The sequence below is a fragment of the Streptomyces otsuchiensis genome (assembly GCF_004305975.1).
Classification (GTDB): Bacteria; Actinomycetota; Actinomycetes; order Streptomycetales; family Streptomycetaceae; genus Streptomyces; species Streptomyces otsuchiensis.
Genome location: NZ_BHZI01000014.1, coordinates 18,120 through 42,829, shown reverse-complemented (window position 1 = coordinate 42,829; position 24,710 = coordinate 18,120). Strand labels below are relative to the sequence as shown.

Below are 24,710 nucleotides of genomic sequence, written 5' to 3'. Positions count from 1 at the left end.
CCTCCCGCTTCGCCGGGGCGCCCGCCGGACTGGCCGAGATCTCCTCCCTGCTGGCGGGCACCGTCGGCACCTCCCTCGCCCACCGCACGCCCGGACCGCTGCCGGCCGGAGCCCCGGCGGAGGTGCTGGCCGCCGCCGCCCGGGCCCTGGGCCCCGCCGTCATCCCCGAGGCCGGCCTCGGGGATCTGCGCGCCCTCCAGAAGATGGCGCGTGTGATGGGGGAGTTCGGCGTCGACCTCGCCCATCCGCGCGCCGCCGCCCACCTCCAGCCGCCGCCGCTGGCGGTGGCCGTCGCCGCGGACGTGCTCGCCGCCGCGGGCAACGCCTCCCTGGACACCTACGACTCCGGGCCCTCCGGCATCGCCGTCGAACGCTGGCTGATACGCGCGCTGACCTCCCTCGCCCGGCTGGGCGAGCGAGCCGACGGAGTGCTCACCCCCGGTGGTTCCCTGTCCAACCTGATGGGCATCCACCTCGCCCGGGACGCCGCCGCCCTGCGCCGCGGGGTCGACACCCGCCGCCAGGGGGTCGCCGCGCTCCCCGGGCCCCGTGTGCTGTGCTCGGAGCTGGCGCACTTCTCCGTCCACCGCGCCTGCGCGGCCCTCGGGATGGGGGAGGAGGCCGTCGTCCCGGTCCGCACCGACCGGCACCACCGGATGCTGCCGGACGACCTCGCTCGGCGTCTCGCCGCCCTCGGCCCCTCTGACACGCCGGTCGCGGTCGTCGCCACCGCCGGCACCACCGACTTCGGCACCGTCGACCCCCTGCCGGCCATCGCCGAGATCGTCGCCGAGTACGGGGTCTGGCTGCATGTGGACGCCGCCTACGGCTTCGGCACCCTCTTCTCCGACCGGCTCGCCGGGCTCCTGGACGGCATCGAACTCGCCGACTCGATCACGCTCGACCTGCACAAGATCGGCTGGCAGCCCGCCGCCACCAGCGTGCTGCTGGTCGCCGACCCGGCGGCGTTCACCGCCCTGGACCGCGAGGTCGCCTACCTCAACCCGGCCGACGACGCCGACGCCGGGTACGACGGACTGCTCGGCCGCAGCCTCCAGACCACCCGGCGCCCCGACGCGGTGAAGGCCGCCGCCACCTTCCTCTCCCACGGGCGTACGGGCCTGGGCGCGATGATCGACACCTGTCACGACCTCGCGCGCCACGCCCAGGCCCGCATCGAGGCCGAACCCGCCCTCGACCTGGTCGCTCCCGCCGAACTCACCACGGTCGTCTTCCGCTACCGGGGCGCCGACCCGCACGCCGACGACGCGCTCAACGGCGAACTGCGCCGAACCCTGCTGGAGAGCGGCACCGCGCTGATCGGCCGCACCGGCGTCCGGCTGGCCGATCCCGCGCAGGAGCGGGCGGCCGGTACGCGACAGGCGGCCGGTACGCGGCAGGCGCCCGAGGAGCCGGGCGCCGAACGCGTCTGCCTGAAGTTCACCCTGCTCAACCCCGCCGCCACCTACGACGACATCGACGCCCTCATCGACGCGGTCCTCGCCGCCGGGCGTCTCTGCGACCACGAAGTCCGGGAGCGCACCGCATGACCGCCGCCACCACCACCGCCACCAGCCCCCTCGCCGCCCGGGCGCGGGCCGACACCGACGACCCGCTGCACGGCGCCGACCCCCGCGCCGTCGCCGAACACGCCCACCTGGAAGCCCTGTTGCGCTGCTGGCTGGCGGAGACCGGCGTGGACGTGAGCGCCGGACCGCTGCGCGTCCCGCTGGACGCCACCGGCACCGCGCTGGTCACCGAGGTCACCCACGCCTCCGCCACCGGCTGGCACCGCTTCGGCCCGGTCCGCCTGCACGGCCCGGCCGGTCCGCTCGGCGCCACGGCCGACCCCGTCACCGCAGTCGCGCTGGTGGCCGCCGAGGCGGCGCTCCTCGGCGGCGAACGCGGCAGCCCGGCCGCCGCGGAGAACGCCGACCTGATCGAGCGGACCGCCGAATCCGTGCGGCGGGTCACCTCCTTCGTCGCCGGCCGGACGGCCGAACCCGCCCCGCCCGACGGCGTGGACGGTTTCCTCGACGCCGAACAGGCCCTGCTGCTGGGCCATCTGCGCCACCCCGCCCCCAAGAGCCGCGACGGCATCTCCGACCACGACAGCGCCCGCTACTCGCCCGAGGCCCGCGGCTCCTTCCCGCTGCACTGGTTCGCCGCCGACCCCGGCGTCGTCTCCCACGACGCGGTCGCAGGGGCCCCCTCACTCGCGGGCCGTGACACCGTGGCCCTGCTGGAGGACCTCGCCGGATTCAGCCCCGGCGGCGGACGCGTCCTCGTCCCCGCCCATCCCTGGCAGGCGGCCGACGCCCTGGCCCGGCCACGCGTCGCGGCACTGATCGAGTCCGGGGCACTGGAACCGCTGGGGGCGGCCGGCCCGCGCTGGTGGCCCACCTCCAGCGTCCGCACGCTCTACCTCCCCGGCGCGCCGGTGATGCTCAAGCTCTCGCTCGGCCTGCGGCTGACCAACTCACGCCGGGAGTCCACCCGCACCGAGCTGATGCGCGGCCTGGAGATCAACCGCCTCCTGGACCGCGGCTACGCCGACACGACCTTCCGCGCCCACCCCGGCTTCGGCATCACCCGGGACCCCGCCTGGCTCGCCGTCGACGAACCGGGACGCACCGGCGGGGCGGAGGTCACCGGACTGGACGTCGCCGTGCGGGAGGTGCCCACGGACATCGGCGGCCTGCGCTGCCTGGCCGGCCTGGTCGCACCCCGCCCCGGCGTGGGCCCCAGCCGGCTGGGCGAGGCGGTCGCCGGGCTGGGCCCCGGCGCCGCCGAACGGTGGGTCGCCGACTACACCGACCGGGTCCTGGTCCCGATGCTCCACCTGTACGCGGCCACCGGCATCGGCCTGGAGGCCCACCAGCAGAACACCCTGGTCCGGCTCGACGCACGCGGTGAGGTCACCGGCGCCTCCTTCCGGGACAACCAGGGCTACTACCTCGCAGCCTCCCATCTGCCGCGGCTGCTGCGCCACCTGGGGAGCGACCGTTCCACCCTGGCCCTCGTCGACGACGCCCTCGCCGACGACCGGCTCTCCTACTACCTGCTGCGCAACCAGGCGCTCGCCGTCATCGGCTGCCTGGCCGTGGACGGTCTCGCCCACGAGGAGACCCTGCTGGCCGCCATGGCGGAGCGGCTGCGGGCCGCGCTCCCCGCGCTCGCCGACGCCGGGCCCGACGGCGACCGGCTCGCCTCCCGCTGGCTGAGCGCGCCCACCCTGCCGCTGAAGGCCAACCTGCTGACCCGGCTCCACGGCATCGACGAGGTACTGGCCCCGCTGGACTCCCAGTCGGTCTACCTGGAGGCGCCCAACCCGCTGCGGCACCTCAGCGGTACGAGCGCCGGCCGGCCCGGCACGGGCCGGTCGTGACGGCCGCCCGCCGCGCCACCGCCTCGACCGCCCCGCCCTCCGGCCCACCGCCGCTGCCCCGGCTCACCGCGCCGTGGAGCGTGCGCGCCGCCCGGCCGGACGCGCACGACGCGCAGTTGCTGGCCGGCTGGATGGCCGAACCGCATGTGGAACGGTTCTGGCAGCAGGCGTGGCCGCGCCGGCGGTGGGCCGAGGAGATCGAGACCCAGCTGGCCGGCCACCACAGCCTGCCGTGCCTGGTCACCGAGGGAACGCGCGAGATCGCCTACGTCGAGATCTACCGGGTGCGTCTGGACCGGCTGGCCGCCGCCTACCCGCACCGGGAGACCGATCTCGGCGTGCACATCGCCGTCGGCGGCCGGTCCGACACCGGGCGCGGCCTCGGCCGGCGGCTGATCGCCGCGCTCGCCGACGGGCTGCTGGCCGCCGACCCGGCCTGCACCCGGGTGGTGGCCGAGCCCGACATCCGCAACGAGCCGTCGCTGCGGGCCTTCGCCGCCGCCGGCTTCCGGCACAGCGGGGAGATCACCCTGCCGGACAAGACCGCCGCCCTGCTCGTCCGCCCGCGTAGCGACAAGGACCTGCCCCGATGAACCGAACCGCCGCCCACCCGCCGGAGTCCGAGCACGACGTGATCGCCGTCGGCTGCGGACCGTTCAACCTCGGGCTGGCCGCCCTCGCCTCCACCGTGGACGAACTGGACCTGCTCGTGCTGGAGGAGAGCGCCGAACTCCACTGGCACCGCGGGATGATGTTCGACCAGGCGTCGATGCAGGTGAACTTCCTCGCCGACCTCGTCACCCTGGTCGCCCCCACCCACCCGCTGTCCTTCCTCGCCTACCTGCACGACCGCGACCGCCTCTACACCTTCACCGTCCGGGAGAACTTCTTCCCCAGCCGGATCGAGTACGAGGACTACCTGCGGTGGGCGGCGGCGCGCCTGCCCTCGGTGCGGTTCTCCCACCGGGTCGAGGAGGCGCGCTGGGACGCCTCCAGCGGGCGCTTCACCGTCCGGGTGGCCAGGGGCGACGGCACGCGGGCGACACTGGCGGCACGTCACCTGGTCCTCGGCGTGGGCACCGCACCCCATCTGCCCGAGGAACTCGCCGGCATCCCGCCCGAACTGCTGCTGCACACCGCCGACTACCTGCACCGCGAGGCGGACGTCACGGCTGCCGGCAGGGTCACCGTCGTCGGCTCCGGGCAGTCCGGCGCGGAGGTCGTCCTCGATCTGCTCGACCGCAACCTGCGCGGCGGCCCGGCCGTCAGCTGGCTCAGCCGCACCCCCACCTTCGCGCCGCTGGACTACACCAAGCTGGTGCTGGAGATGACCACCCCCGACTACATGCGGTACTTCCACGCCCTCCCGGAGGGCACCAGGGACCGACTGGTGGGCGAGCAGTGGCAGTTCTACAAGGGCGTCTCCACCGACACCCTCGCCGAGATCCACGAACTGCTCTACCGCCGCCAGCTGTGCCACGGACCGGCCGATGTGGAGCTGCGCCCGGGGATCGCGGTGCGCGCCGCCGAGGCCGACGGCGGCGGCCGGGTGCGCCTGACCTGTGAACACCGCGACACCGGGCGGCGGTTCGAGCATGTCACCGACCTCGTCGTGGCGGCCACCGGCTACCGGCAGCGGGCCCACGACCTCATCGCACCCCTGGAGGGACTGATCGCACGGGACGCCGCCGGCCGCTACCGCGTCGCCCTCGACCACTCCGTCGAACTCGCCGCGGCCGTCACCGGCAAGCTCTTCGTCGCCAACGCCGAACTGCACAGCCACGGTGCCTCCGCCCCCAACCTGGACATCGGTGCCGTCCGCAACGCCGCCATCCTCAACGCCGTCACGGGACGGGAGCTGTACCGGCTGCCCAAGAACACCGCGTTCACCGCGTTCGCGCCGCCGCCGGACACCGCCGGCACCGGCGTGGTGTGACGCCGTCCGCCCGTCCGCCCGTCCCGGGCCGGTGCGACCGCCGGGCCGGGCGGGCGGCCTCAGGCGCGTGTCAGGACGACGAGCTGTCTGGTCGCCCGCGTCATCGCGACATAGCGGTCCACCGCCCCCTCGATGCCCGTGCCGAACGCCTCCGGGTCGACGAGGACGACGAGGTCGAACTCAAGGCCCTTCGACAGCTCCGGCGTCAGCGACCGTACGCGGGAGGTCGACCGGAACGAGGGATCGCCGATGACGCAGGCGATGCCGTCCGGGTGACCGGCGAGCCAGGCGTCGAGGAACCGGTCCCGGTCCGCGACGGATCCGTGAACGACGGGAATCCCGCCGCGGCGGATGGAGGTCGGCACGTTGGCGTCGGGCAGCGCGGCGCGGATCACCGGCTCGGCCTCCGCCATGATCTCCTCCGGCGTGCGGTAGTTGACGCTCAGCGAGGCGACCGTGTTCCGGTCGAGCCCGACCCGGCGGAGCCGCTCCTGCCACGACTCGGTGAACCCGTGCCGGGCCTGGGCGCGGTCACCGACGACGGTGAAGCTCCGGGACGGGCAGCGCAGCAGCAGCATCTGCCACTCCGCGTCGGTGAGTTCCTGCGCCTCGTCCACGACGACGTGCGCGAACGGGCCGGCGAGTGGTTCCGGGGCGGCGCCGGCGAGCGCGTCCTCGTCGATCAGGCTGTCCTGGAGATCCTGCCCACGCAGCATCGTGACCGCGCCCTCGCCGTCGGCGTCGGCTGCCAGCAGACCGTCGATGACATCGGCCCGGCGCGCGCGTTCGGCGGCGACGGCCGCCTCCTGGCGCCGGCGCCGGACGGAGACCTCCGGGTCCCCGAGGCGCTGCCGTGCCGCGTCCAGCAGCGGCAGGTCGGACACGGTCCACGCCTGCGCGTCGGCGCGCCGCAGCCGCCGCACCTCCTCGGGCCGGAGCCAGGGTGCGCAGGCGCGTAGATAGGCGGGGACCGTCCACAGGTCCCCGACCAGCTCGGCCGGGTCGAGCATGGGCCACGCACGGTTCAGCGTCCCGATCAGTTTCCTGTTGCCCAGCACCGACCTCCGGAACAGCTCGGGCGGGATCTCCTCGGTGTCGACCTGGTCCATCAGGATCGTGACCAGTTCCTCCCGGATCTGGTCACGGGCCTCGTTGTGCGGGGTGCCGGGCTCCACCGCGTCGAACGCCGCGGCCCAGTCGCCGGCGCTCAGCCGGAGCTCCGCCCAGTGGGTCGAGACCGTCATCCCCTCGGTGGGCGGCTCCTCGTAGATCGCGACGGCCGGCTCGACGGCCTTCACCAGGGCGGCCGACGCCTTGAGCCGGGCCACCTCGGGGTCGGTCTCGACCGCCGCCCCGGCGCCCTCGACGACGAGATCCCGGAGGGTGCAGGTCCGCACCCCCTCCTCTCCGAGGCTCGGCAGGACATCGGCGACATAGGCCAGGTACGGCTGGTGCGGCCCGACGAACAGCACGCCGCCCCGGCGGTGACCGAGGCGCGGGTCGGAGTAGAGCAGGTGGGCCGCGCGGTGCAGCGCGACGACCGTCTTGCCCGTGCCGGGCCCGCCGTCGACGACCAGCGCGCCCCGGGACCCCGCCCGGATGACGGCGTCCTGGTCCGCCTGGATGGTGGCGAGCACATCGCGCATCCGGTCCGAGCGGTCCGCGCCCAGAGTGGCGATGAACGCGGACTGGTCGTCGAGAGCGGCGTGCCCCTCCCGGCCGTCGTCGGTGAACACCTCGTCCCAGTAGTCGCTGATCCGGCCGCGCGCCCAGCGGTACCGGCGCCGGCTCGCCAGACCCATCGGGTTGGCGTGGGTCGCCGCGAAGAACGGTTCGGCCGCCGGTGAGCGCCAGTCGAACAGCAGGCGGCGTCCCGTGCTGTCGCTGAGGCCGAGCCTGCCGATGTACACCGGTTCGGGGTGGTCCGCGCTGACCATGTGCCCCAGGCACAGGTCGAGGCCGAAGCGGCGCAGGGTCCGCAGCCGGGCCGAGATCCGGTGGATCTCCGCGTCGCGGTCCATCGCCTCCCGGCCCGCGCCGCCGGGAGCCCTGAGCGTGGCGGCGAGGCTGTCGGACAGCTCGGCGATCGTCGCCTCCAGGCTCTCCGCGATCGCCGCGAAGTGGCGCTCGTCACCCGCGACCAGCGCCGGGTCGGCCTTGGCTGCGAGGCGGTCGGGAAGGTCGAACGCACTGGTGGTCAGAGGGTTCATCTCATCGGCTCCGATCCGCGGGCGCGCCCGTCGGGTCCGGTGCCGCGCACCGTGGCGGCGCCGGTCCCACCAGCGGGCCGGCGGCGTCACCGCACGCGGCATGGTCCGGCGAAAGCGCACACATCAGTCAGATCTCGCATTTCCGTAGGTTCTAGCTTCGGCATGCGATCTTGCCCCACCACGGGGGCCTTGCGGCAAGCCCCCCGGTGCGCTATATGTTGAGAGTGGCAAGGAGCGATGCGTCCTCCTTGTCTTTCTTTTTGCCTGCTTCCGGCCTCGTTGCGGGCGATGCGCCGGGGTGGCGGGGTGCGGGACGGGCGCGGCCGCCGGGAGATCACAGCGCTGCCCCGGCGGGCCGTGACGGCCCGCCGGGGCAGCGTGTCCTTCGCGCGCGTCACCCCTCGGGGGTGAGCCGAGCGGTCGTGGGTCAGCCGGGTCAGCAGTAGAGGTTGCCGCCCGGGGTGGTTCCGAGGAGCTGGGTGAAGCTCTGGAAGGTGTTGATCCGGCTCTGCACCTGCCCGGGGTTGCCCCCGTTGCACTCGATGCTTCCGTTGATGCTCCGGATCGACTCACCGAAGCCCGCGCCGCTGACGATGGCCTGGTGGCCGCTCATGTTGCCGGCGCCGGACTGGGTGTTCCAGAACCACAGGGCGGTGCGCCACGCGACGGCGGAGTCGTTCTGCACCAGCCAGGGGTTGTTGAGGAGGTCGATGCCCAGCGCGTCGCCCGCGGCCTTGTAGTTGAAGTTCCAGCTCAGCTGGATCGGGCCCTTGCCGTAGTAGGCGGACTGGCCGGCGGGACAGCCGTAGGGCTGGCTCCAGTCGCAGTAGTGCGAGTAGTTGCCGGTGTTCTGCTCCACGATGTGGACCAGGCCGCCGGTCTCGTGGCTGACGTTGGCGAGGAAGGCGGCGGCCTCTCGGCGCTGCACCTCCAGGCTGCCGGTGTTGGTGAAGCCGGGGTAGGAGCTGAGCGCCGCGACCAACCCGCTGTAGGTGTAGAAGGAGTTCCGGTTCGGGAACATCTGGTTGAACTGGGCCTCGCTCACGACGAATCCGCTGGGGGAGGGGTTCTGCCCGCCGCCGTCGCAGCTGTGGGGGTGCCAGTACCAGTGGCTGATCACCGGGTCGTAGCCGGGGTTGGCGTGTTCGGCGCGGTAGTAGCTGCCGTTGTAGCGGACGATGCTGCCGGCCGGATACCAGGTGCCGGCCTGCCAGTTCGTCGCGGTGGCGCAGGATGCGGCGCTCACGGCCGGGGCGGGGGCCGCGTTGACCGCCGGCACGAGCGCGGCGCTGAGGCCGGTCGCGAGCAGGAGGGTCATCAGCAGGGTCACGATGCGTTTTCTCAGCACGCGGTCACTCCTTGGGAGTGCGACGGGGCGCCGTTCGGGACTGCGGGGCGGCGCCACGAGGTGGGGGTGATGCGGACACTGAAGCGCGCCGGAACGCCGCCGTCAAGGTCTAGACCAAGTTTCCGGATGCTCGGATCCTCTCGGGCTCCGGACGGACACTCTCCCGAGTGCGCCGGGCGTGCCGGGGCCGCGCGGCCGGGATGCGGGTCCACCGGCGCGCCCGCCCGGCGCGGTGCGGGGCGGGCGTGCCGGTGGGAAGGTCAGCCGGGCGTGCCGACGACCGTGGTTCCCGTGCGCGTGACCTCGTACGAGGCGGTGGTGCCGCTCCAGAAGTGGAAGGTCAGGGTGACCGCGGCTCCGTCCCGGATCTCGGCGAAGAAGTCCGCGGTGAGCGTGATGGTCCCGGCCGCGGCGTCCGGGGAGAAGGCGGCGCCGAACTCCTTGTAGGAGGTCCAGTCCTGGGGGCCGGCATTGGAACCGTCCGCGTAGACCGCCTCCATGGTCGCGAGCTGGTCGCCCCGGAACTCCGTCGGGATGTCGAGCCCCCCGGTCGTGCCGCCGGCCGCGCCCAGCACCGGCGGGTCGTAGCGCAGGATCCGTACCTCCCACGGGGTGCCGCCGGAGAAGGTGACGGAGAGCGTCGCGTTGACGCCGTACTCGCCGGAGTCGGCGAGGCGGGCCAGGGCCTCCCCGTTGAGGACGAGGTCGTCACCGTCCACGGTGTACTCCTCGCCCGCCGCCAGCTCCCGGCCGTCGTGCGTCACGGAGGTGACGGTATGCCCCTCGGTCCGCAGCGTCACGGTGGTGTCCTGCGGCGTGCCGCCGGCCCGGATGAAGATCTGATCGGTGGAGCCGGTCGCCGAGTTCACCGTCCAGCTGGACTCGATCTGCCGGAACAGCGCCGGGTCGTTCCAGGCGAGGGCCGTCCGGTCCAGGTGCTGGCCGTTGTCCCAGAGCATGGTGGTGATGTCACCGGCGCGGGCGTGGGCACCGAAGCTCTCGAAGAACTTCAGCTTCTCGCCCTGCTGCACCACGCCCGTGTCCCGGTCGAACCCGAGCAGCCCGTACTCGCCGAGGATCACCGGGATTCCCCGGTCCACGAAGGTGGTCCGCAGCCGCTGGAAGGTGTCCACCACGTCCTGCTCGGCGGTGGCGTCGAAGCGGGTGTGGCCGGCGATGTTCACGCTGAACGGCCAGAAGCCGTAGTAGTGGACGGTGGCGACCAGCCCCGGGTCGTCCAGCGCGTCGAAGGTCTCGACGAGTTCGTCCAGGCGTTCCTGCTCGGGCGAGGTGTGCAGCGTCGGCAGGACCAGCAGGCGCTCGGCGTTGGTACCGCCCGAGCCTCGGACCAGCCCGTGGAAGACGCTGTTGAGTTCGTGCAGCAGCTCCGCGTTGTGCTGGTCACCGGAACTGCCCTCGAAGAACGGTTCGTTGATGCTCTCGAACAGCACCTCGGGCGGTGCGTCCCGGAACGCCTCCGCGATCTGCTCCCAGGTGGCGGTGAAGCGGTTCAGCACCGTCTCGTGCCGGGTGGGAAGGTCCATGACCCACTGCCAGGAGTCGTGGTGCACGTTGAGCAGCACATACAGGTCCTCCTGGACGGCCCACTCCACGACCTCCTGGACGCGCGCCAGGTGCGCCGCGTCGATGGTGTGGTCCGGGCCCGGCCCCTGGTGCTGGGTCCAGGTCACCGGGATCCGGACACTGCGGAAGCCCTCCGACCGGATCTGGCGCAGCAGTTCCCGGGTGACCCGCGGATTGCCCCAGGAGGTCTCGTCCGGGCCGGTGGCGTCGAGGGTGTTGCCCAGGTTCCAGCCGGGCTGCATGGCGGCGACGGTCTCCTGCGCCGAAGCCGACACCGGCGCCGCGCCCGGCCGGGGGCCGGTCGTGGCACCGCCCGCCTCCGCGGCGAGTGAACTGTGGGGGAGTGCCGCCAGGCCCAGCAGGGCGAACAGGGCGGCGACGGCGGTAAGTAACGCGCGTGAGCGGCTCATCACGGTGGCGCCTCTTCCGGTGATCGAGGTGTGGGGGAGAGCGGTACCGGCTCCCGCGACACCCCTTGGGGCAGCTGCGCGGGAGCGCTCCCACGGACCGTAGCCGCGAATCCGCGCGGGCAGAAGGGGGCGTGCGGGGCCGGGCCGGGCCCGCACGGACAGGGGCGTCGCGACCGGTGCTCAGCCCGCACATGCGGCGCGTGCGCGGGCGCGAAGGGCGCGCACCACCGCATCGTCCGCCCCCGTCCGGCCGTGACGATTCGTGTAACACCTCTCACGGACCGCGATGGTCGCGCACAATCGCTTCCGGGAAGACGCACCGGCCCCGGAGAGAGAGTTGAGATCGGCCGTGACCACTGTGCTCGTCGTTCACGAGGTCGCCCTGTGGCGACAGGCGCTCCGCTGTCTGCTGCTTCACGCGGACCACCCGCTCCGGGTGCTCAGCTGCGGCCGTGAGGAGGTACGCCACGCCGCCAGCGCGGAACGGCCCGAGGTCTATGTGCTGGACCTGGACTGTCCGGGCTCACTGAGCCTGCTGGAGGAGGTGGGCACCGTGCGGCGGGAGGATCCCGAAAGCGGGCACCTGGTGGTCCTGGGCCGAGGCGACCGTCCGGGCGCGCTGCGGACGGCGGCGACCGCCGGGGCGCGCGGCTACGTCGACAAGTACGGAGGCACCGAGGAACTGCCGACGGTGGTGCGGAAGGTCGCCGAGGGCGGCCGGTACATCGACGAGTCACTGGCCTTCGGGCTGCTGCAGGCGGCCGAGATACCCCTCTCCGGACGGGAGTTAGCCGTGCTCTCCCTCGCCGCCCAGGGCGACTCCGTCGCGTGCATCGCCCGCCGGCTCAACCTCACCAACGGGACGGTGCGCAACTACCTGGCCGCCGCCGTCCGCAAGTCCGGAGGCCGCAACCGCTCCCACGCGATCCGGCTCGCCCACGAGTCCGGGTGGATCTGACGCCCGGGAGCGGAGCCCGCCCGGCCGGCGCGGCACGCGCTCATCACACGGCGGGCGGGGGAGCGCCCGTCAACTCGCGGTACAGGGAGGACGTCCGGGCCAGCAGCGACGGCGGCCCGCACTCCACCCGGGGGCCGTCGAGCAGCAGCACCCGGTCGGCGCGCCGCGCCGAGGACGGCCGGTGCGCCACCACGACCAGGGTCCCCGCGTGAGCCGCCAGCGCGGTCTCCACCCGGTGCTCGGCGACCGGATCCACGTGGCTGGTCGCCTCGTCCATCACCAGCAGGGGCGAGGGCGTCACCAGCGCCCGGGCCGCCACCAGCAGCTGCCGCTCGCCCATCGACAGCCGTGCCGGCTCCACCAGGGAGTCCAGTCCGCCCAGCCGCCGCAGCAGCGGTTCCAGGCCGAGTACCGCGAGCGCGCGGGCCAATTCGGCGTCGGGAGCGGAGGGACGCAGATACCGGAGGTTGTCGCGCAGCGGCCCGGTGAACACGTACGGATGCTGCGGCAGCAGGACCGTACCGGCCGGCGGGCCGGGCCTCGCCCCCGCCCCCGCCTCGCCCGGCCGCCAGCGGACGAGCCCGCCGCCGGGGGAGAGGTCACCGGCGAGCAGCGTGGCGAGGGTGGACTTCCCCGTGCCGCTGGGGCCGAGGACCGCCAGATGTTCCCCCGGCCGCACGGTCAGGTCCAGCCCGTCCAGAACCGGGCGGGCGCCGGGACCGTAGGCGAAGCTCACCCCCGTCAGCTCCACACCGCAGGGAGCGTGCCCGGGTGCGCCCTCCGCGCGGACGCCGGCCCCGGGACGCCGAGGCACGGCGGCCACCGAGGTCGCCCCGGCATCCGCCGAAGTGGCTCCGGGCTCCGCCGGGTCGGCACCCGCGTCCGCCGAAGCGGCCCGTGCGGGGGGCAGTTCGGGCACCCGGCCGGTGAAACGGTCGAGGACCACCAGCAGCCGCCCGCCCGCCGTCCCCAGCGCGGTCATCAGCGCCTGCACCGCCGGGGCGAGCGAGACGGTCAGGTAGGTCAGCGCGCCGACCAGCGCGCCCGGCGTCATCCCGGTACCCAGCAGCCAGGGCGTCGCGGCGAGCAACGCCAGCGGCGGAACGCGGCCGCACAGCGCCAGGGCCAGTACCCGCACGGCCGACCAGCGGGCGAGGGCCCGCGCCGCGTCGCACTGCGCGCGGGTGAGCGCCGTGTACTCCCCGGCCAGCCGCTCCCCGCCGCCCGTCGCCGCCACGTCCCGCAGGCCACCGGCCAGCGCCCCCGCGTAGGCCGCGAGACGCTCGTCCGCCTCCAGGTAGGCGTGCTGGCGGGCGGCCATCGGCGCCAGCGTGGCCGCGAACAGAACCCAGCCCGCCACCAGCGGAGGAAGCACCACCAGCAGCAACGGCGGGGCGAGGACCGCCAGTCCCACCAGTGCCCCGGCGCCGGCGAAGACACAGGAGCGCAGCGCCATCACCAGCCCCGCCCAGCCGTCGCGGGCGATCTCGCTCTGGTGCGAGGTCCGCGAGACGGCGCCGGTGTGCGCCCGCTCCGGGCGGGTCAGCGCCTCGTGCAGCGCTCCTGCCGAGGCCCGCCGCACCAGCCCGTCCCGCAGCGGCTCGACCAGGTCGGCGAGCCGGGAGAACAGCGCCCGAGAGGTGACCGCCGCGGGCAGGGCCGCGACGGCCGCCAGCGCCAGCCACGCCAGGCCCACCCCCGGGCGACCCGCGAGGAAGCCCCGGTCGAGGGCCTGCGCGACGCCGAAGCCGGTGAGGAACGTCTGCGTGAACTCCACCAGCGACCAGGCGCCGAGCCGCGCCACGGCCCCCCGGCGCCGCCACAGGAAGGGCCGGCCCTCCCGCCACACCCGGCCGAACGCGCCGCGCCGGGAGCCGGGCCGGAGCGTGCCGCCGCCGGAAGCGGTCGTCTCCGTGACGGTGTCCGCCGTCATCGCGCGGCCTCCGTCCGGTCTTCGACGGCCGGCACGCCGCTCTGCTCCGGGACGCTCTCACCGTGGAACACGGCGCGGTACTCCGGGTCGCGCCACAGCCGGGTGTGCGGACCGACCGCACGCACGGCGCCGTCCTCCAGCCACGCGACGCGGTCGGCGCGCGCCGCCGTGGCGACCCGGTGCGCGACGATCAGCCGGGTGCGCCGGGTCGAGTGCCGGTCCAGCGCCCGCTGGACCCTCCGCTCGGTCGCGGTGTCCAGGCCGGAGGTGGCGTCGTCCAGGATCAGGAGCCGGCCCGGATGGGCGAACGCCCGAGCCAGGCCCAGCCGTTGACGCTCGCCCCCGGACATCGGCGCGTCCTCCAGCGGGGTGTCGTAACCGTGCGGCAGCAGCCGCACGAACGGGTCGGCCGCCGCGGCGTGCGCCGCGTCCCTCACCTCGCCGGGGTCCGGCCGCCGCGTGCCGAAGGCGATCGCGTCCGCGACCGTCGGGCCGAAGAGCGCCGGGCGGCCGAAGGCGTAGCCGATCTCGGAACGCAGCACGACCGGATCGACATCGGCGAGCCGGACGCCGTCCAGCCGCACGTCGCCCGCGTCCGGATCCAGGAGCCTGCCGGCCACCGCCGCCAGCGTGGACTTGCCGGCCCCCGAGCGGCCCACCACCGCCAGCGAGCTGCCCGCGGGCACCGTCAGCCGGACGTCCCGCAGGACGTGCACACCCTCGCGCACGACCGCGACACCGCGCAGCTCCAGCGTGCCCGGGCCCCCCGGGGGCGGCGCGGCCCCCCGGTGGGTGAACGGCGGCAGCGTCAGCACCGGGCCCAGCCGCGCGCCGGCCGCACGGCTGCGAGCCAGCGAACCGAGCGCGCCGGTCACCGCCCCGACGCCGACCGCCAGCGTCGCGTACCGGCTGACGGCGACCAGCTCGCCGACGCTGAGCGCGCCCGCCGCCAGCCGCAGCCCGCCGACCGCCAGCACCAGCGCCGTCAGCACCGGCAGCAGCACCGAGCTGAGACCCACCGCGTGCCCGTACACCCGCCAGGTGCGGCGGCCGTGGACATCCAGCTCCGCCAACGGCGCTGTCACGCGGGCGTGTTCGTACCGGGCCGTGCCCGCGGCCCGGACCGTCGCCGCGCCGTCGACCGCCTCGCTGAGCCGGGTGGCGACCGTGGCCTGGGCGCGCTGGTAGTCGGCCGTCGCGGCCGTGGTGTCGCGGGTGAAGACCCGCAGCAGCAGGATCAGCGGCGGGATCCCGGCCAGCAGCGCGAGAGCGGTCCAGACATCGGTGAGCAGGATGCCGACCAGCCCGCCGACCGGCAGCAGCACGGCGCAGACCGTGCTCGCCGCCGCGACGGGCGCGTCCGCCGCGGCGGTCGTGGTGGCCGTCAGCCGGGTGGTCAGATCCCCGGGGGTGAACGCGGCCGCGCGGTGAGGTTCCGTGCGCAGGACCCCGGCGAGGGCGCGTTCCCGCAGCCAGCGCGTGAGGCGGGCGGAGTTCACCCCGCCGAGCAGCGCCACCGCTGCGTCCAGCGCCACTTCCGTGAGCGTGAGCGCGGCGCACAGCGCGATCCACTGCCACGGCACCGCGCCGCCGCTCAGCAGCCGGTCGACGGTCACTCCCAGCGCGGCCGGCAGCGCCAGCGCGGCCAGCGCGGCCCCGGCGCCGCAGAGCAGCACACCGGCGGCGGGCCACGGGCGCCGGCGGAGCAGCGCCGCCAGCAGACCCCGCCGCTCGTCGGGCGGGGCGCCGTCTCCGCCCTCGGCCCGCCGTTCCTGCGCGGCCCGCTCCTCCTGCTCGGCCCGCCGGTCTTTGCGACGTGGTTCGCCGCTCACTCGCCTGCCTCTCCTTCGGGCCGCCCGACGGCGGAACGGGCCGTGCCGCGCCCGCCCGGAGGCGGCAACGCGGGCGCTCCCGGGCGGGACGCTCCGACAGGGGAGCGCCCGCCCGGGAGCGGTGGTTCCGGGGCGCGGGCCCGGGGAGTCCCGGGCCCGCGCGGACGGTCGGCCGAGGCCGCACAGCGGCCGGGCCGCCGCACCCGGTGGGTCGGCGCACCGCGGTGGTGCGCCCGCGTCACGGGGTGCAGAGGGTGACGCTGAGCGAGCTGTGCTCGCAGATCAGGAGGCTGACCTGGCTGCCGGTCGCGAGCTCACCGAAAGCCTCCTCCTCGGCAGCGGGGGTCTCCATCATCTGAAGGTCGAGCAGCGCCATGGCTGTTTCCTCTCACTCTTGTTGTTCGGTTTCGACCCCTGGTCCGGGGCCGGTCTGTGGGCCGCCCAGCGGCGGCAGGAACGGCAGGTGCGCGGTGGGCAGACCGCCCAGCGCAGCGCCGAGTGCGAGCAGGCAGCCCGCGGAGCCGGTGGAAAGGTCCACCGAGAGCCGCATCAACTGCTCGCCGGGGAAGGCGAGATCGCCGCGCCAGGGCACCGACTGGAGTTCCAGCAGCTCTACATGGCGTTCGATCACCGCCCGTCGTTCGGCCGGGTCACCCGCGGTGGTGCGGGCCAGGAACAGCAGCAGGCCCGCGACGCCCCGGTCCAGGCCCGGCTGGATGTAGAAGGAGGACAGGGTGGCGCGCAGCAGCGCGTCGCGGGCGGTGGCCAGTGCCTCGTCCGGACGGTGGCGGACGTAGTCGTCCAGCACCATCGCCACTCCGGCGCTGCCCGCCCCGAGGTAGGGCATGGCCCGCTTGCCCTCCTGGACCATCAGCGCCGTTCCACCGTCGCCGCCGGGACGGCAGCGAGCCAGGTCGCGCCGCAGCGCGGTGGCCGCCGCGTCCAGCAGCTCCTCCCCGCCGTCGCGCTCGTAGCGCCGGATCAGTGCGAGGGCCAGCCCGGCGCCGCCGTGGAGCAGACCCGCACGCGGCAGCGGGGCGTCCTCGCGCACCGCGCCCAGCACCCCGCGCACACAGCTGTCCGCCGCGGTGGACAGGCGCCGGGCGTCCGCCCCGTCGGCGACGGCCGCCAGGTCGTCGAGCGCGAGCGCGACGCCGGCCTGACCGCCGAACAGGCCGGGCGCCATGGCCGACAGCGGCTCCTCCGCCACCCGCAGCGCCAGCGCGCGTCCCTGCGAGGGGTGTCCGAGCCGGTCCACGGTCCACGCGATGCCCGCGAGGCCGTCATGGAATCCCGACGGGCTGCCGGACGCCGGTTCCTTGGCGCGGCGCAGCAGCCACTCCTCCGCCTCGGGGCAGCGCCGCGCGCCGACGGCACGCAGCGCGTACAGCACTCCGGCCGCGCCGTACGCGAAGCACTGCCCGCCGACCGGGGTGGCGAACTGGGCGATGTCGCCGGGGAAACACCGGTCGTCACGGTCGGCGGAACGTGCGGCCAGTATCCCGCTGATCAGCGACTCCCGGCTCTGTGGCCAGGCGGCCACGGCGGGCTGCCCGGACTCCACGGCCGGTGCGCCGTCCTCGATCTCCCTTACCGCGTCGGCCAGTTCGTCGGCCGGGACAGGGAAGCGCTCGGTGATCGCGCTCGCCAGGTGGCCCGCCGTGCGGCGCTGGAGGGTGAACAGGGTGGTGAGCGGCAGGAAGAGCGCCAGCCGCAGGCAGGCCAGCGCGTAACGGTCGACCGCCGTGCCCCGGCGGTCGGCGGGAGCGACGAAGGCGGGGTTGGCCACCACCTGTCGGCGTCGCTCCGCGGCGGGTGAGGCGGCCTCGAAGTCCAGCAGCACCACCCGGGCCGGGACGGCGGCGCCGTCGGCGTCCTGCGCGTGTTCCACCATGACGTTCGCCATGTGGAGGTCGCCGATCGCGGTGCCGCGTGCGTGGACGGCGGCCACCGCCTCCGCCACCAGGGCGTACACGCGGTTGGCCCACTCCGTGTGCTCCGCCAGGGCGCGCTCGCCGGGGGCGGGCGAGGTCAGCGGGAAGCGCCGTGCGAAGGCGGTGTTCAGCGGGGTGCCCGGCACGAAGTCCAGCACCAGGAAGTGGTGGGAGCCGACCGTGAAGGCGTCGCGGACGGCGGGAACGCAGGCGAGGCCGTCGAGCCGCTCCAGCGCCTCCCGTTCGCGCCGCAGCCGCTCGACCGCGTCTGCGCCGTCGGCGGCCAGCCCCGCGTTCGGCCGGGCCTCCTTGAGCACCACCCGCTCACCGGTGCGGGTGTCGCGGGCGGCGTAGACCCCGCCGCCGTTGGAGAAGTGCAGCGCTCCTTCGACGGTGTACGGCAGGTCACCCAGCCCGACCGCCCCGCGCGCCTCCAGGTGCGGGCGGAGGAAGCCGGGAACCGTGACCCACTCCGGGATCCTCAGTGCGGGACCGCGCGGGTCGGGCACGAGCCGGCCGTCCGGGTCGGCGATCGCCGGCACCAGGCGGCCGTCGGGCGCGGCGCAGTAGCGGCCCGCGAAGGCGCCGTAGCGCACATGGACGGGCGCGGAGCCGACCCGCAGGTCGCTGAGCACATCCGGTCCGTCCTCCCCGTCCAGGGTGCGGGCCAGCTCCTCGCACAGCGGCCGCAGCCGGTCCGCGCTCGGCGGGTAGACGGTGACGAACTTGCCACTGCCCGCCCGGTCGGCGTACTTGGCGTTGCGGCGCAGCAGCAGTGCCGGAGAGGGGACGCACTTGAAGGGCACGCGGCGTGCCAGGCAGATCCGGGCGACCTCCGCCAGCACCCGCTCGGCGTTGCCGAGCGCCGCCGAGACATGGATCTTCCAGCCCTGCGGAGGGAGGCTGAGCCCGAGCGGACTCCAGGAGAGCCAGTCGCCGTGCCGGTGCCGCTCCCACCCGGGTGGCACCGTGCCGCGGGCGGTGGCGTACCAGTCGGTGGCCTGCTCGGTGGCCGGGGCGGTCGCCGGACGGCGGTGGGGCACGTCGTAGAAGTGCGGATCGCTGCCGCAGTAGGCGCCGTACTCCGGGTTCACACACCCTCCCCGCTCGGTCGTTCGACGGTTCACCCCTGGTGGGGCGGCAGCCCGAACGGTGTCATTCCGGTAACGGGCGGCGACAGTCGCGGATGTCATCAGTGCGGCCTGCCTTCCGCAGGTGTGGTTCGACGGCCCAGCGGTACGGCCCGGGGGTGCGATGCGGTCCGCGGAGCGCGGACGGACGGTGGGTTCCGGGTGCTCGAACGCCGGTCCGAGCCGCGCCTGTCGCCGCAGGAAGACACCGTGCGCCCGGCGTTCGCCCGGTCGGGTCGGCAGGTACAACCGGCGGTGCGTAACGCACGGACGCTGGATGCGGCGCCCGGCGCGGCACCGCGCCAAGTCGTGGCCCGAGCCTCACCCGTCACGATCCCGGCAGGTCATGCGTGACGCCCTCTTGTGCTCCCGGCCGTCGCACGCGGATCATCGTCACGCCCGGCGTACGCTCTCCACCACGGCGTGCGCCCCCTCGTGGGCGGCAATGACGCCGTCCGCGTGCCCGGTCGGCGCCCCACCCGCCGCGACGCCGCCTCCTCCGGAGGCCGGCCGGCCCGCACGACGCGAGGGAGGACGGCGGCCCCCACGACCGGCCGTCGGGACGACGCCCACGCGGCGCGCCCGAGGCGGAGGAGACACCATGACGGCTACTCCGACGGCGCCTTCGGACGCCGGCACCGATCCCGAGCCATCGCCCTCCGGCACCGGCGGGCCGCCGGGCTCCGCGCCCCGGTCACGAGCGGGGGCGAAGGCGCTGGTACTGCGTCTGCACTTCTACGCGGGGGTGCTCATCGCCCCGTTCATCTTCGTGGCGGCGTTCTCCGGGCTGCTGTACGCGGCCTCCGTACAGGCGGAGAAGGCCGTCTACGCGGACGAGTTGCGGGTGCCGGTGGGCGAGCAGGTGCTCCCGGTGGACGAGCAGGTGGCGGCGGCCAGGGCCGAGTACCCGGACGGCGCCATCAGCGCGGTCCGGCCCGGTGCCGAGCCGGGTGCCACCACCCGGGTGCTGCTGGACCTCCCGGAACTCGGGCCCAGTCACCGGCTCGCGGTCTTCGTCGACCCCTACACCGCCGAGGTACGGGGAGCGCTGGAGGCGTACGGCAGTTCCGGGGCGCTGCCGGCCCGCTGGTGGATCGACGAACTCCACCGCAACCTGCATCTGGGGGACTTCGGACGCCACTACAGCGAACTGGCGGCGAGCTGGCTGGCGGTGGTGGCGGTCGCGGGCGTGGCGCTGTGGGTCGGGCGCCGCCGTGGCCAACGCCGGGTGAGCCGCACGCTGCTTCCCGAACGCGGGCTCGGCGGGCGTCGTTCGTCGCTGTCGTGGCACGGCGCACTGGGTGTGTGGATCGCGCTGGGGCTGGCGTTCCTGGCGGCCACCGGGCTGACGTGGTCGCAGCACGCCGGGTCCAACATCACCGAACTGCGCGCGTCGATGTCCTGGCAGACGCCGACCGTCGTCAGCTCCGGCGGCGGAACCGTCGACGAACACGCGGACCACGGCGGCCACGGCGAGCACGAAGGCCACGCCGAGCACGAAGGCCACGAAGGCGACGCGGGCGGCGAGGCCGCGGACATCGGCCCCGAACTCGCGCTGCTGGCCGCCCAGGGGCAGGGGCTCCGCGGCCCGGTGGAGATCGGTTTCCCGTCCGGCCCCGACGGCCAGTACGTCGTCAAGGAGATCAAGGCCGACTGGCCGACGCGGCACGACGCGGTCGCGGTGGACCCGGCGACCGCCGTCGTCACCGACACCGTCCGCTTCGAGGACTGGCCGGTGGCGGCCAAGCTCGCCCGCTGGGGTGTGGACGGGCACATGGGCCTGCTCTTCGGACTGCCCAACCAGCTCGCCCTGATCGCGCTGGCCGGCGCGCTGATGGCGGTCATCGTGCTGGGCTACCGCATGTGGTGGCAGCGCCGGCCCACGCGGGGCCGAGCAAGCGCCCTCGCCTGGGGGCGGCCGCCCCGGCGCGGGGCCTGGCGGCGCGCGCCGTGGGCGGTGGTGCTGCCGCTGGTGGCCCTCGCCGTCCTGGTGGGGTACTTCGTCCCGCTGCTCGGCATCTCCCTGCTGGCCTTCCTCGCCGTGGACGCCGTTCTCGGAGCGGTCGCCCGACGACGCCGGCCGGCGGCCATCGACCACGACCACGACCACGTGCCGGACCGCGAGAACGCGCGACAGCGGGGCGCGCCGCCGGGCCGCTGAACCGCACGGCGTTCCCCGGCCACGCGGAACACCCAGGAACGCCCGGAACGCTCACCAGCTGGTCAGCAGCAGATGGTTGACCAGCAGGGCCAGTACCGCCTGCGCAGTGAGCCACGCGCGGGCACGGGGCAGGAACGCGCACGCGGGCAGCAGCCACAGCAGGAACGGCAGCCAGATCCGCTCGGTCTCGGCCTTGCTCATCCCCGACAGGTCGGCGATCAGGATCGCCAGCAGGGCGAAGCCGACGAGGACGGCCAGCCGCGCCCAGCGTCCGGACGCGCCGCCGGGCTCCGGCTCGCCGAGAGCGTTCCGGGGCCGCTCGATCAGGGCGGCACCGGCCCGGCGCAGCCCCGCCACGGTCGCGAGGCCGACGGCCAGCACCGCGCAGGCGAGGTTGGCCCACACCCAGTACCCGTAGGGCCGGACACCGCCCGCTCCCTGGTGGTAGCGGTCGACCAGCAGGTGGTACGCCTCCCACCAGTGGAACCCGGCCAGCGTGAAGACCAGGGGGACCACCGCGATCCCGGCGAGCAGGAACAGCAGCAGCGACGGCCGGCGCAGGACGCCACGGCGGCCGAGCAGCAGCACACCGGCGCCGATCACCGCCAGCAGGGTGAGCCCGTAGGAGAGGTTGACCGCCAGACCGAACAGCACGCCACCGGCCGCCGCCCACCACCGTGAGCGGCCGACGACCGCCAGGGCGAACAGCGCCACCGCCCAGGCCGCCACCGCCGCGAAGTAGGCGTCCGCCGAGGTGCCCATCCACACCGCGGCCGGAGCCAGGACGAGGAACGGCGCCGCCCGCCGGGCCTGCGTCCCGCCGCAGAGCGCGCGCACCGCCACCAGCACCGCGACACACGCCGACGCGCCCACCGTGATGCAGAAGGCACCGGCCCAGCCGGCGCCGCTCAGCCCGATCCGGTCCAGCAGCACGAAGGTCAGCGTCGCCCCCGGCGGGTGCCCGGCCACGTGCGTGGGCCAGTTGTCCGGGGAGTCGATCAGGATGTGGCCGGTGAATCCGCTGAGAGCGGCCGGGATGTCGTCGAAGCGGTCGATGGCGGCCAGGTACTCGTGGCGGTTGTCCAGGCGTGCCACCACCCCGTCCCGCCACCCGTCGATCAGGGCCAGTGACCAGGTCCACGCCATGGCGGCGAGCCAGGCGGCGGGCAGCAGCGCCCGCCAGGACAGGCGGGCGGCCAGGACCGGCCCGTAGCCGACGACCGCCGCGGCCACGAGGGCGGCGGCGGGGGTGCCCGGCCCCCAGTGCGGGTCCCAGTCGGCCATCAGCGGCGGCCAGTCGACGAAGAGCGTCCCGGCGGTGCGCTGGATGTGGTGACCGACCAGAACGGCCGCGGCGACGAGGAGGACGGCGACCCCGGCGGCGGCCAGGTCGCGCTTGCAGGAACGGGTCACCCACGGAACGCTAGGCCCGACATGCCCTCATGTGGTTGATATCGCCCTTCTGTGGCGGGTTGCGCGCCGGTGTGCGTGGTCCCTCCCCCCTACGGTTCGTGCCATGCGCGACCACAGGCTCCCCACCACGCCGGCCTTCTGGCGCAGTCCGCTGCGCGGGCCCTGGCTGACCTCGGTGCTGGGCACGGTGCTGCTCGTCGGGATCACCGTGATGTTCGTGACGGGGCTGCTCTCCTACGCCGCCTACAACCCGGACCTGGCCCCGGTGAACGACCAGACGCCGGACAAGGGACTGCTCGGCTTCTACCTGTTCTCCTGGCCGACCGACCCGCCGTGGCTGTACCGGCTCACCCAGGGCGTCCACGTCACGCTCGGCATCGTGCTCGTCCCCGTCCTCCTCGCCAAGCTGTGGTCGGTCGTCCCGAAGCTGTTCGAGACACCGCCCGCGCGCACCCTCAGCCGCGCGCTGGAGCGGTTGTCCGTGCTCCTGCTGGTGGGCGGCGCGCTGTTCGTCTTCCTCACCGGCATCCTGAACATCCAGCTCGACTACCTCTTCCCCGGCGACTTCTACCGGCTCCACTTCTACGGCGCCTGGGTGTTCATGAGCGCGTTCGTCCTGCACGTCGTCCTGCGGGCCCCCGCCGCGGTGCGTGCGCTGCGCCGGCGACGCGACCGACCGGACGAGCCGGAGGAGGGCGACACCGTCGCCCCCTCGCCGGACCCGCCCACGGCCTCGCGCCGCGGCGCGCTGTGGTTCGTCGGAGGCGGCTCCCTGCTGCTGTTCCTGACCACCGTGGGACGGAACTTCGACAGCCTGCGCCCCACGGCGCTGCTCGCCCCCCACGGTCACGCCGAACCCGGTGACGGACCGGGTGGCTTCCAGATCAACAAGACCGCCGCCGAAGTCGGCATCCGTCCCGCCGAGACCCGGGACGAGGTGTGGCGGCTGACCCTCACCGGCCCGGCGGGCACCCGCCGCCTCACCCGCGCGGAGCTGCTCGCCATGGAGCAGCACACCGCGGAGCTGCCGATCGCCTGCGTGGAGGGCTGGTCCACCTCGAACCAGCGCTGGCGGGGGGTGCGGCTGCGCGACCTGGCGGCGCTGGCGGGCCACACGACGGGCCCGCCGCCCGACGTGCTCGTGGAGTCGCTGCAGCGCGGTGGCGCGTTCCGCAGCGCCGCGCTGCGCGGCAACCAGGTGGCCGACCACCGTTCACTGCTCGCCCTCGCGGTCAACGGGGCGCCGCTGACCGCCGACCACGGCTACCCCGCACGCGTCATCGTGCCCGCCGCGCCCGGCGTGCTCAACACCAAGTGGGTGGAGCGAATGACCTTCGGCGACCTCTCCCGTACCGGCCGGGGGGATTCATGACGTCGCGCCCGGCCCGGCTGCGGGAGGCGGCGGGCAGCCCGCTGGTCCTGGTGCTGCTCGCCGCCTCCTTCGCCCTGGCCGGGTACGCCGGGGTCCGCCTCCTGGAAGGCAGGACCCTGCTGATCGCGGTGTGGTTCGTGGGCGCCGCCCTCGTCCACGACCTGGTGCTGCTTCCGCTGTACACGGTGGCGGACCGGGCGCTGACCCGCGCGCTGGGGGCGCTCGGCCACCGGGAGGCCGTCCTGTACGTGCGGGTTCCGGCCGCCTTCTCCGGGCTGTTGCTCCTGGTGTGGTTCCCGCTCATCAGCGGACGGGTGGCCGACCGCTACGAGGCGGCCACCGGACTGCCGGGGGACGGCTTCGCGGCCCGGTGGCTCCTCATCACGGCGGTGCTCTTCGCCGGTTCGGCGCTGGTGTTCGTGGTGCGGTTGCGCAGGGCGGCGAAGGACCGCCCACCGGCCGACCACTGATCGAGCGGGTGCCAGCCCAGGGGCGTGGCGAGGCGCAGCAGCGCGGGCATGCCGAGCCGTGCCCACGGGAAGGCCGAGCCCGCCCCCGGCCGGGCGTCGGGGTCGCTGACCAGGTGCACGTCGGCCCGCTCGTCGACGTCCACGGGTGCCGTCTCCGCGATCAGCAGCCCGCCGGGCACCAGCAGACGGGACATCCGGGAGAGCAGCGCCTCCGGGTCGCCGCCGATCCCCAGATTGCCGTCCACCACCAGGGCGGTGCCCCACTCGCCCTCCGACGGCAGCGGTTCGAAGACCGAACGGCGCATGGCCCAGCCGCCCAGCTCCGTCGCGTGGGCGACGGCCGCCTCGCTGATGTCGATGCCCAGCGCACGCCGGCCGCGGGCGGCCAGCTCGGCGATCAGCCGGCCCGGGCCGCAGCCGACGTCGAGCACGGGCCCCTCGCACCGCTCCAGTACCGCGAGGTCGGCGCTGTCGGGGCGCGCGCACCACCGCTCCACGTCCAGGTGGAGCAGCCAGCCGTCGCCCCGGCGCAGGAAGAGCGGTCCGCGACCGCTGCGCAGCGCGTCGGCGTAGGGCTCACAGGCCCACGGTCGCATCTCGGCCGTGCGGGCGGCCGGGCCGGAGAAGGCGT

Annotated in this window: 16 protein-coding genes and 1 pseudogene; 8 read left to right on the top strand and 9 right to left on the bottom strand. The window is 74.8% G+C overall.

Features of this window, described 5'->3' with window-relative positions; translation table 11 throughout:
• From E0D90_RS02930 to E0D90_RS02915, 4 genes are all read left to right on the top strand, one after another.
• Positions 1-1,550: pyridoxal phosphate-dependent decarboxylase family protein (locus tag E0D90_RS02930; protein ID WP_130796477.1), on the top strand; the 1,550-nt coding region annotated here is incomplete at its 5' end.
• A complete protein-coding gene (locus tag E0D90_RS02925; RefSeq protein ID WP_130796476.1) occupies positions 1,547-3,388 on the top strand; it encodes an IucA/IucC family protein in 1,842 nt (613 codons plus the stop codon). The genes E0D90_RS02930 and E0D90_RS02925, both read left to right, overlap by 4 nt.
• On the top strand, positions 3,385-3,981 hold the full coding sequence (locus E0D90_RS02920; RefSeq protein ID WP_130796475.1) for a GNAT family N-acetyltransferase: 597 nt from the start codon (positions 3,385-3,387) through the stop codon (positions 3,979-3,981). The genes E0D90_RS02925 and E0D90_RS02920 overlap by 4 nt, the downstream gene beginning before the upstream one ends.
• On the top strand, positions 3,978-5,324 hold the full coding sequence (locus E0D90_RS02915; RefSeq protein ID WP_130796474.1) for a lysine N(6)-hydroxylase/L-ornithine N(5)-oxygenase family protein: 1,347 nt from the start codon (positions 3,978-3,980) through the stop codon (positions 5,322-5,324). The genes E0D90_RS02920 and E0D90_RS02915 overlap by 4 nt, the downstream gene beginning before the upstream one ends.
• A 59-nt stretch (positions 5,325-5,383) precedes the next feature.
• Here E0D90_RS02915 and helR read toward each other — a convergent pair whose 3' ends face one another.
• The 3 genes from helR to E0D90_RS02900 all read right to left on the bottom strand — a co-directional run bounded on the left by helR (position 5,384) and on the right by E0D90_RS02900 (position 10,876).
• Positions 5,384-7,534 (bottom strand): RNA polymerase recycling motor ATPase HelR, encoded by a 2,151-nt coding sequence (gene helR / locus E0D90_RS02910; RefSeq protein ID WP_130796473.1) that lies wholly within the window; start codon positions 7,532-7,534, stop codon positions 5,384-5,386.
• A gap of 436 nt (positions 7,535-7,970) precedes the next feature.
• Positions 7,971-8,852, bottom strand: a complete 882-nt coding sequence (locus E0D90_RS02905; protein WP_174856135.1) for a glycoside hydrolase family 19 protein — start codon at positions 8,850-8,852, stop codon at positions 7,971-7,973.
• A gap of 290 nt (positions 8,853-9,142) precedes the next feature.
• Positions 9,143-10,876, bottom strand: coding sequence for a cellulase family glycosylhydrolase (locus E0D90_RS02900; protein WP_130796472.1), 1,734 nt, complete (start codon positions 10,874-10,876; stop codon positions 9,143-9,145).
• Positions 10,877-11,225: 349 nt separating this feature from the next.
• On the opposite strand from E0D90_RS02900, the gene E0D90_RS02895 reads away from it, so the two are divergent.
• Positions 11,226-11,834 carry a response regulator transcription factor gene (locus E0D90_RS02895; RefSeq protein ID WP_174856133.1) on the top strand — a complete coding sequence of 203 codons (609 nt, stop codon included), beginning with the start codon at positions 11,226-11,228 and terminating at the stop codon, positions 11,832-11,834.
• A 43-nt stretch (positions 11,835-11,877) separates the two neighbouring features.
• Here E0D90_RS02895 and E0D90_RS02890 read toward each other — a convergent pair whose 3' ends face one another.
• From E0D90_RS02890 to lanKC, 4 genes are all read right to left on the bottom strand, one after another.
• A complete protein-coding gene (locus E0D90_RS02890) occupies positions 11,878-13,767 on the bottom strand; it encodes an ATP-binding cassette domain-containing protein (RefSeq protein WP_130796471.1) in 1,890 nt (629 codons plus the stop codon).
• On the bottom strand, positions 13,764-15,488 hold the full coding sequence (locus tag E0D90_RS02885) for an ABC transporter ATP-binding protein (RefSeq protein WP_130796481.1): 1,725 nt from the start codon (positions 15,486-15,488) through the stop codon (positions 13,764-13,766). The genes E0D90_RS02890 and E0D90_RS02885 overlap by 4 nt, the downstream gene beginning before the upstream one ends.
• 349 nt (positions 15,489-15,837) lie before the next feature.
• Complete coding sequence (locus E0D90_RS02880) at positions 15,838-15,975, bottom strand: SapB/AmfS family lanthipeptide (RefSeq protein ID WP_103501241.1); 138 nt, start codon at positions 15,973-15,975, stop codon at positions 15,838-15,840.
• Between the two features lie 12 nt (positions 15,976-15,987).
• Positions 15,988-18,627: a class III lanthionine synthetase LanKC gene (gene lanKC, locus E0D90_RS02875; RefSeq protein ID WP_130796470.1), complete on the bottom strand. Its 2,640-nt coding sequence runs from the start codon at positions 18,625-18,627 to the stop codon at positions 15,988-15,990.
• A 637-nt stretch (positions 18,628-19,264) separates the two neighbouring features.
• On the opposite strand from lanKC, the gene E0D90_RS02870 reads away from it, so the two are divergent.
• Positions 19,265-20,824: a PepSY-associated TM helix domain-containing protein gene (locus E0D90_RS02870; RefSeq protein ID WP_130796469.1), complete on the top strand. Its 1,560-nt coding sequence runs from the start codon at positions 19,265-19,267 to the stop codon at positions 20,822-20,824.
• A gap of 51 nt (positions 20,825-20,875) precedes the next feature.
• Here the strand turns inward: E0D90_RS02870 and E0D90_RS02865 are convergent, their stop codons facing one another.
• Entirely contained in the window at positions 20,876-22,237 is a 1,362-nt protein-coding gene (locus tag E0D90_RS02865; protein WP_130796468.1) for a hypothetical protein, read from the bottom strand.
• A 103-nt stretch (positions 22,238-22,340) separates the two neighbouring features.
• On the opposite strand from E0D90_RS02865, the gene E0D90_RS02860 reads away from it, so the two are divergent.
• Together E0D90_RS02860 and E0D90_RS28545 are read left to right on the top strand one after the other, a co-directional pair.
• Positions 22,341-23,609, top strand: coding sequence for a molybdopterin-dependent oxidoreductase (locus E0D90_RS02860; protein WP_103501237.1), 1,269 nt, complete (start codon positions 22,341-22,343; stop codon positions 23,607-23,609).
• Positions 23,606-24,079: a hypothetical protein gene (locus E0D90_RS28545; protein WP_374754108.1), complete on the top strand. Its 474-nt coding sequence runs from the start codon at positions 23,606-23,608 to the stop codon at positions 24,077-24,079. Before E0D90_RS02860 ends, E0D90_RS28545 begins: the two co-directional genes overlap by 4 nt.
• 131 nt (positions 24,080-24,210) lie before the next feature.
• On the opposite strand, the pseudogene E0D90_RS28540 reads toward E0D90_RS28545, so the two are convergent.
• A pseudogene (locus tag E0D90_RS28540) lies at positions 24,211-24,675 on the bottom strand (class I SAM-dependent methyltransferase); the annotation flags it as partial.
• Positions 24,676-24,710 lie beyond the last annotated feature (35 nt).

Coding starts and splice junctions, on each gene's coding strand:
- E0D90_RS02925 (WP_130796476.1), top strand. CDS start 1,547: ATGACCGCCGCCACCACCACCGCCACCAGCCCCCTCGCCGCCCGGGCG.
- E0D90_RS02915 (WP_130796474.1), top strand. CDS start 3,978: ATGAACCGAACCGCCGCCCACCCGCCGGAGTCCGAGCACGACGTGATC.
- helR (WP_130796473.1), bottom strand. CDS start 7,534: ATGAACCCTCTGACCACCAGTGCGTTCGACCTTCCCGACCGCCTCGCA.
- E0D90_RS02905 (WP_174856135.1), bottom strand. CDS start 8,852: ATGACCCTCCTGCTCGCGACCGGCCTCAGCGCCGCGCTCGTGCCGGCG.
- E0D90_RS02900 (WP_130796472.1), bottom strand. CDS start 10,876: ATGAGCCGCTCACGCGCGTTACTTACCGCCGTCGCCGCCCTGTTCGCC.
- E0D90_RS02890 (WP_130796471.1), bottom strand. CDS start 13,767: ATGACGGCGGACACCGTCACGGAGACGACCGCTTCCGGCGGCGGCACG.
- E0D90_RS02880 (WP_103501241.1), bottom strand. CDS start 15,975: ATGGCGCTGCTCGACCTTCAGATGATGGAGACCCCCGCTGCCGAGGAG.
- E0D90_RS02870 (WP_130796469.1), top strand. CDS start 19,265: ATGACGGCTACTCCGACGGCGCCTTCGGACGCCGGCACCGATCCCGAG.
- E0D90_RS02860 (WP_103501237.1), top strand. CDS start 22,341: ATGCGCGACCACAGGCTCCCCACCACGCCGGCCTTCTGGCGCAGTCCG.
- E0D90_RS28545 (WP_374754108.1), top strand. CDS start 23,606: ATGACGTCGCGCCCGGCCCGGCTGCGGGAGGCGGCGGGCAGCCCGCTG.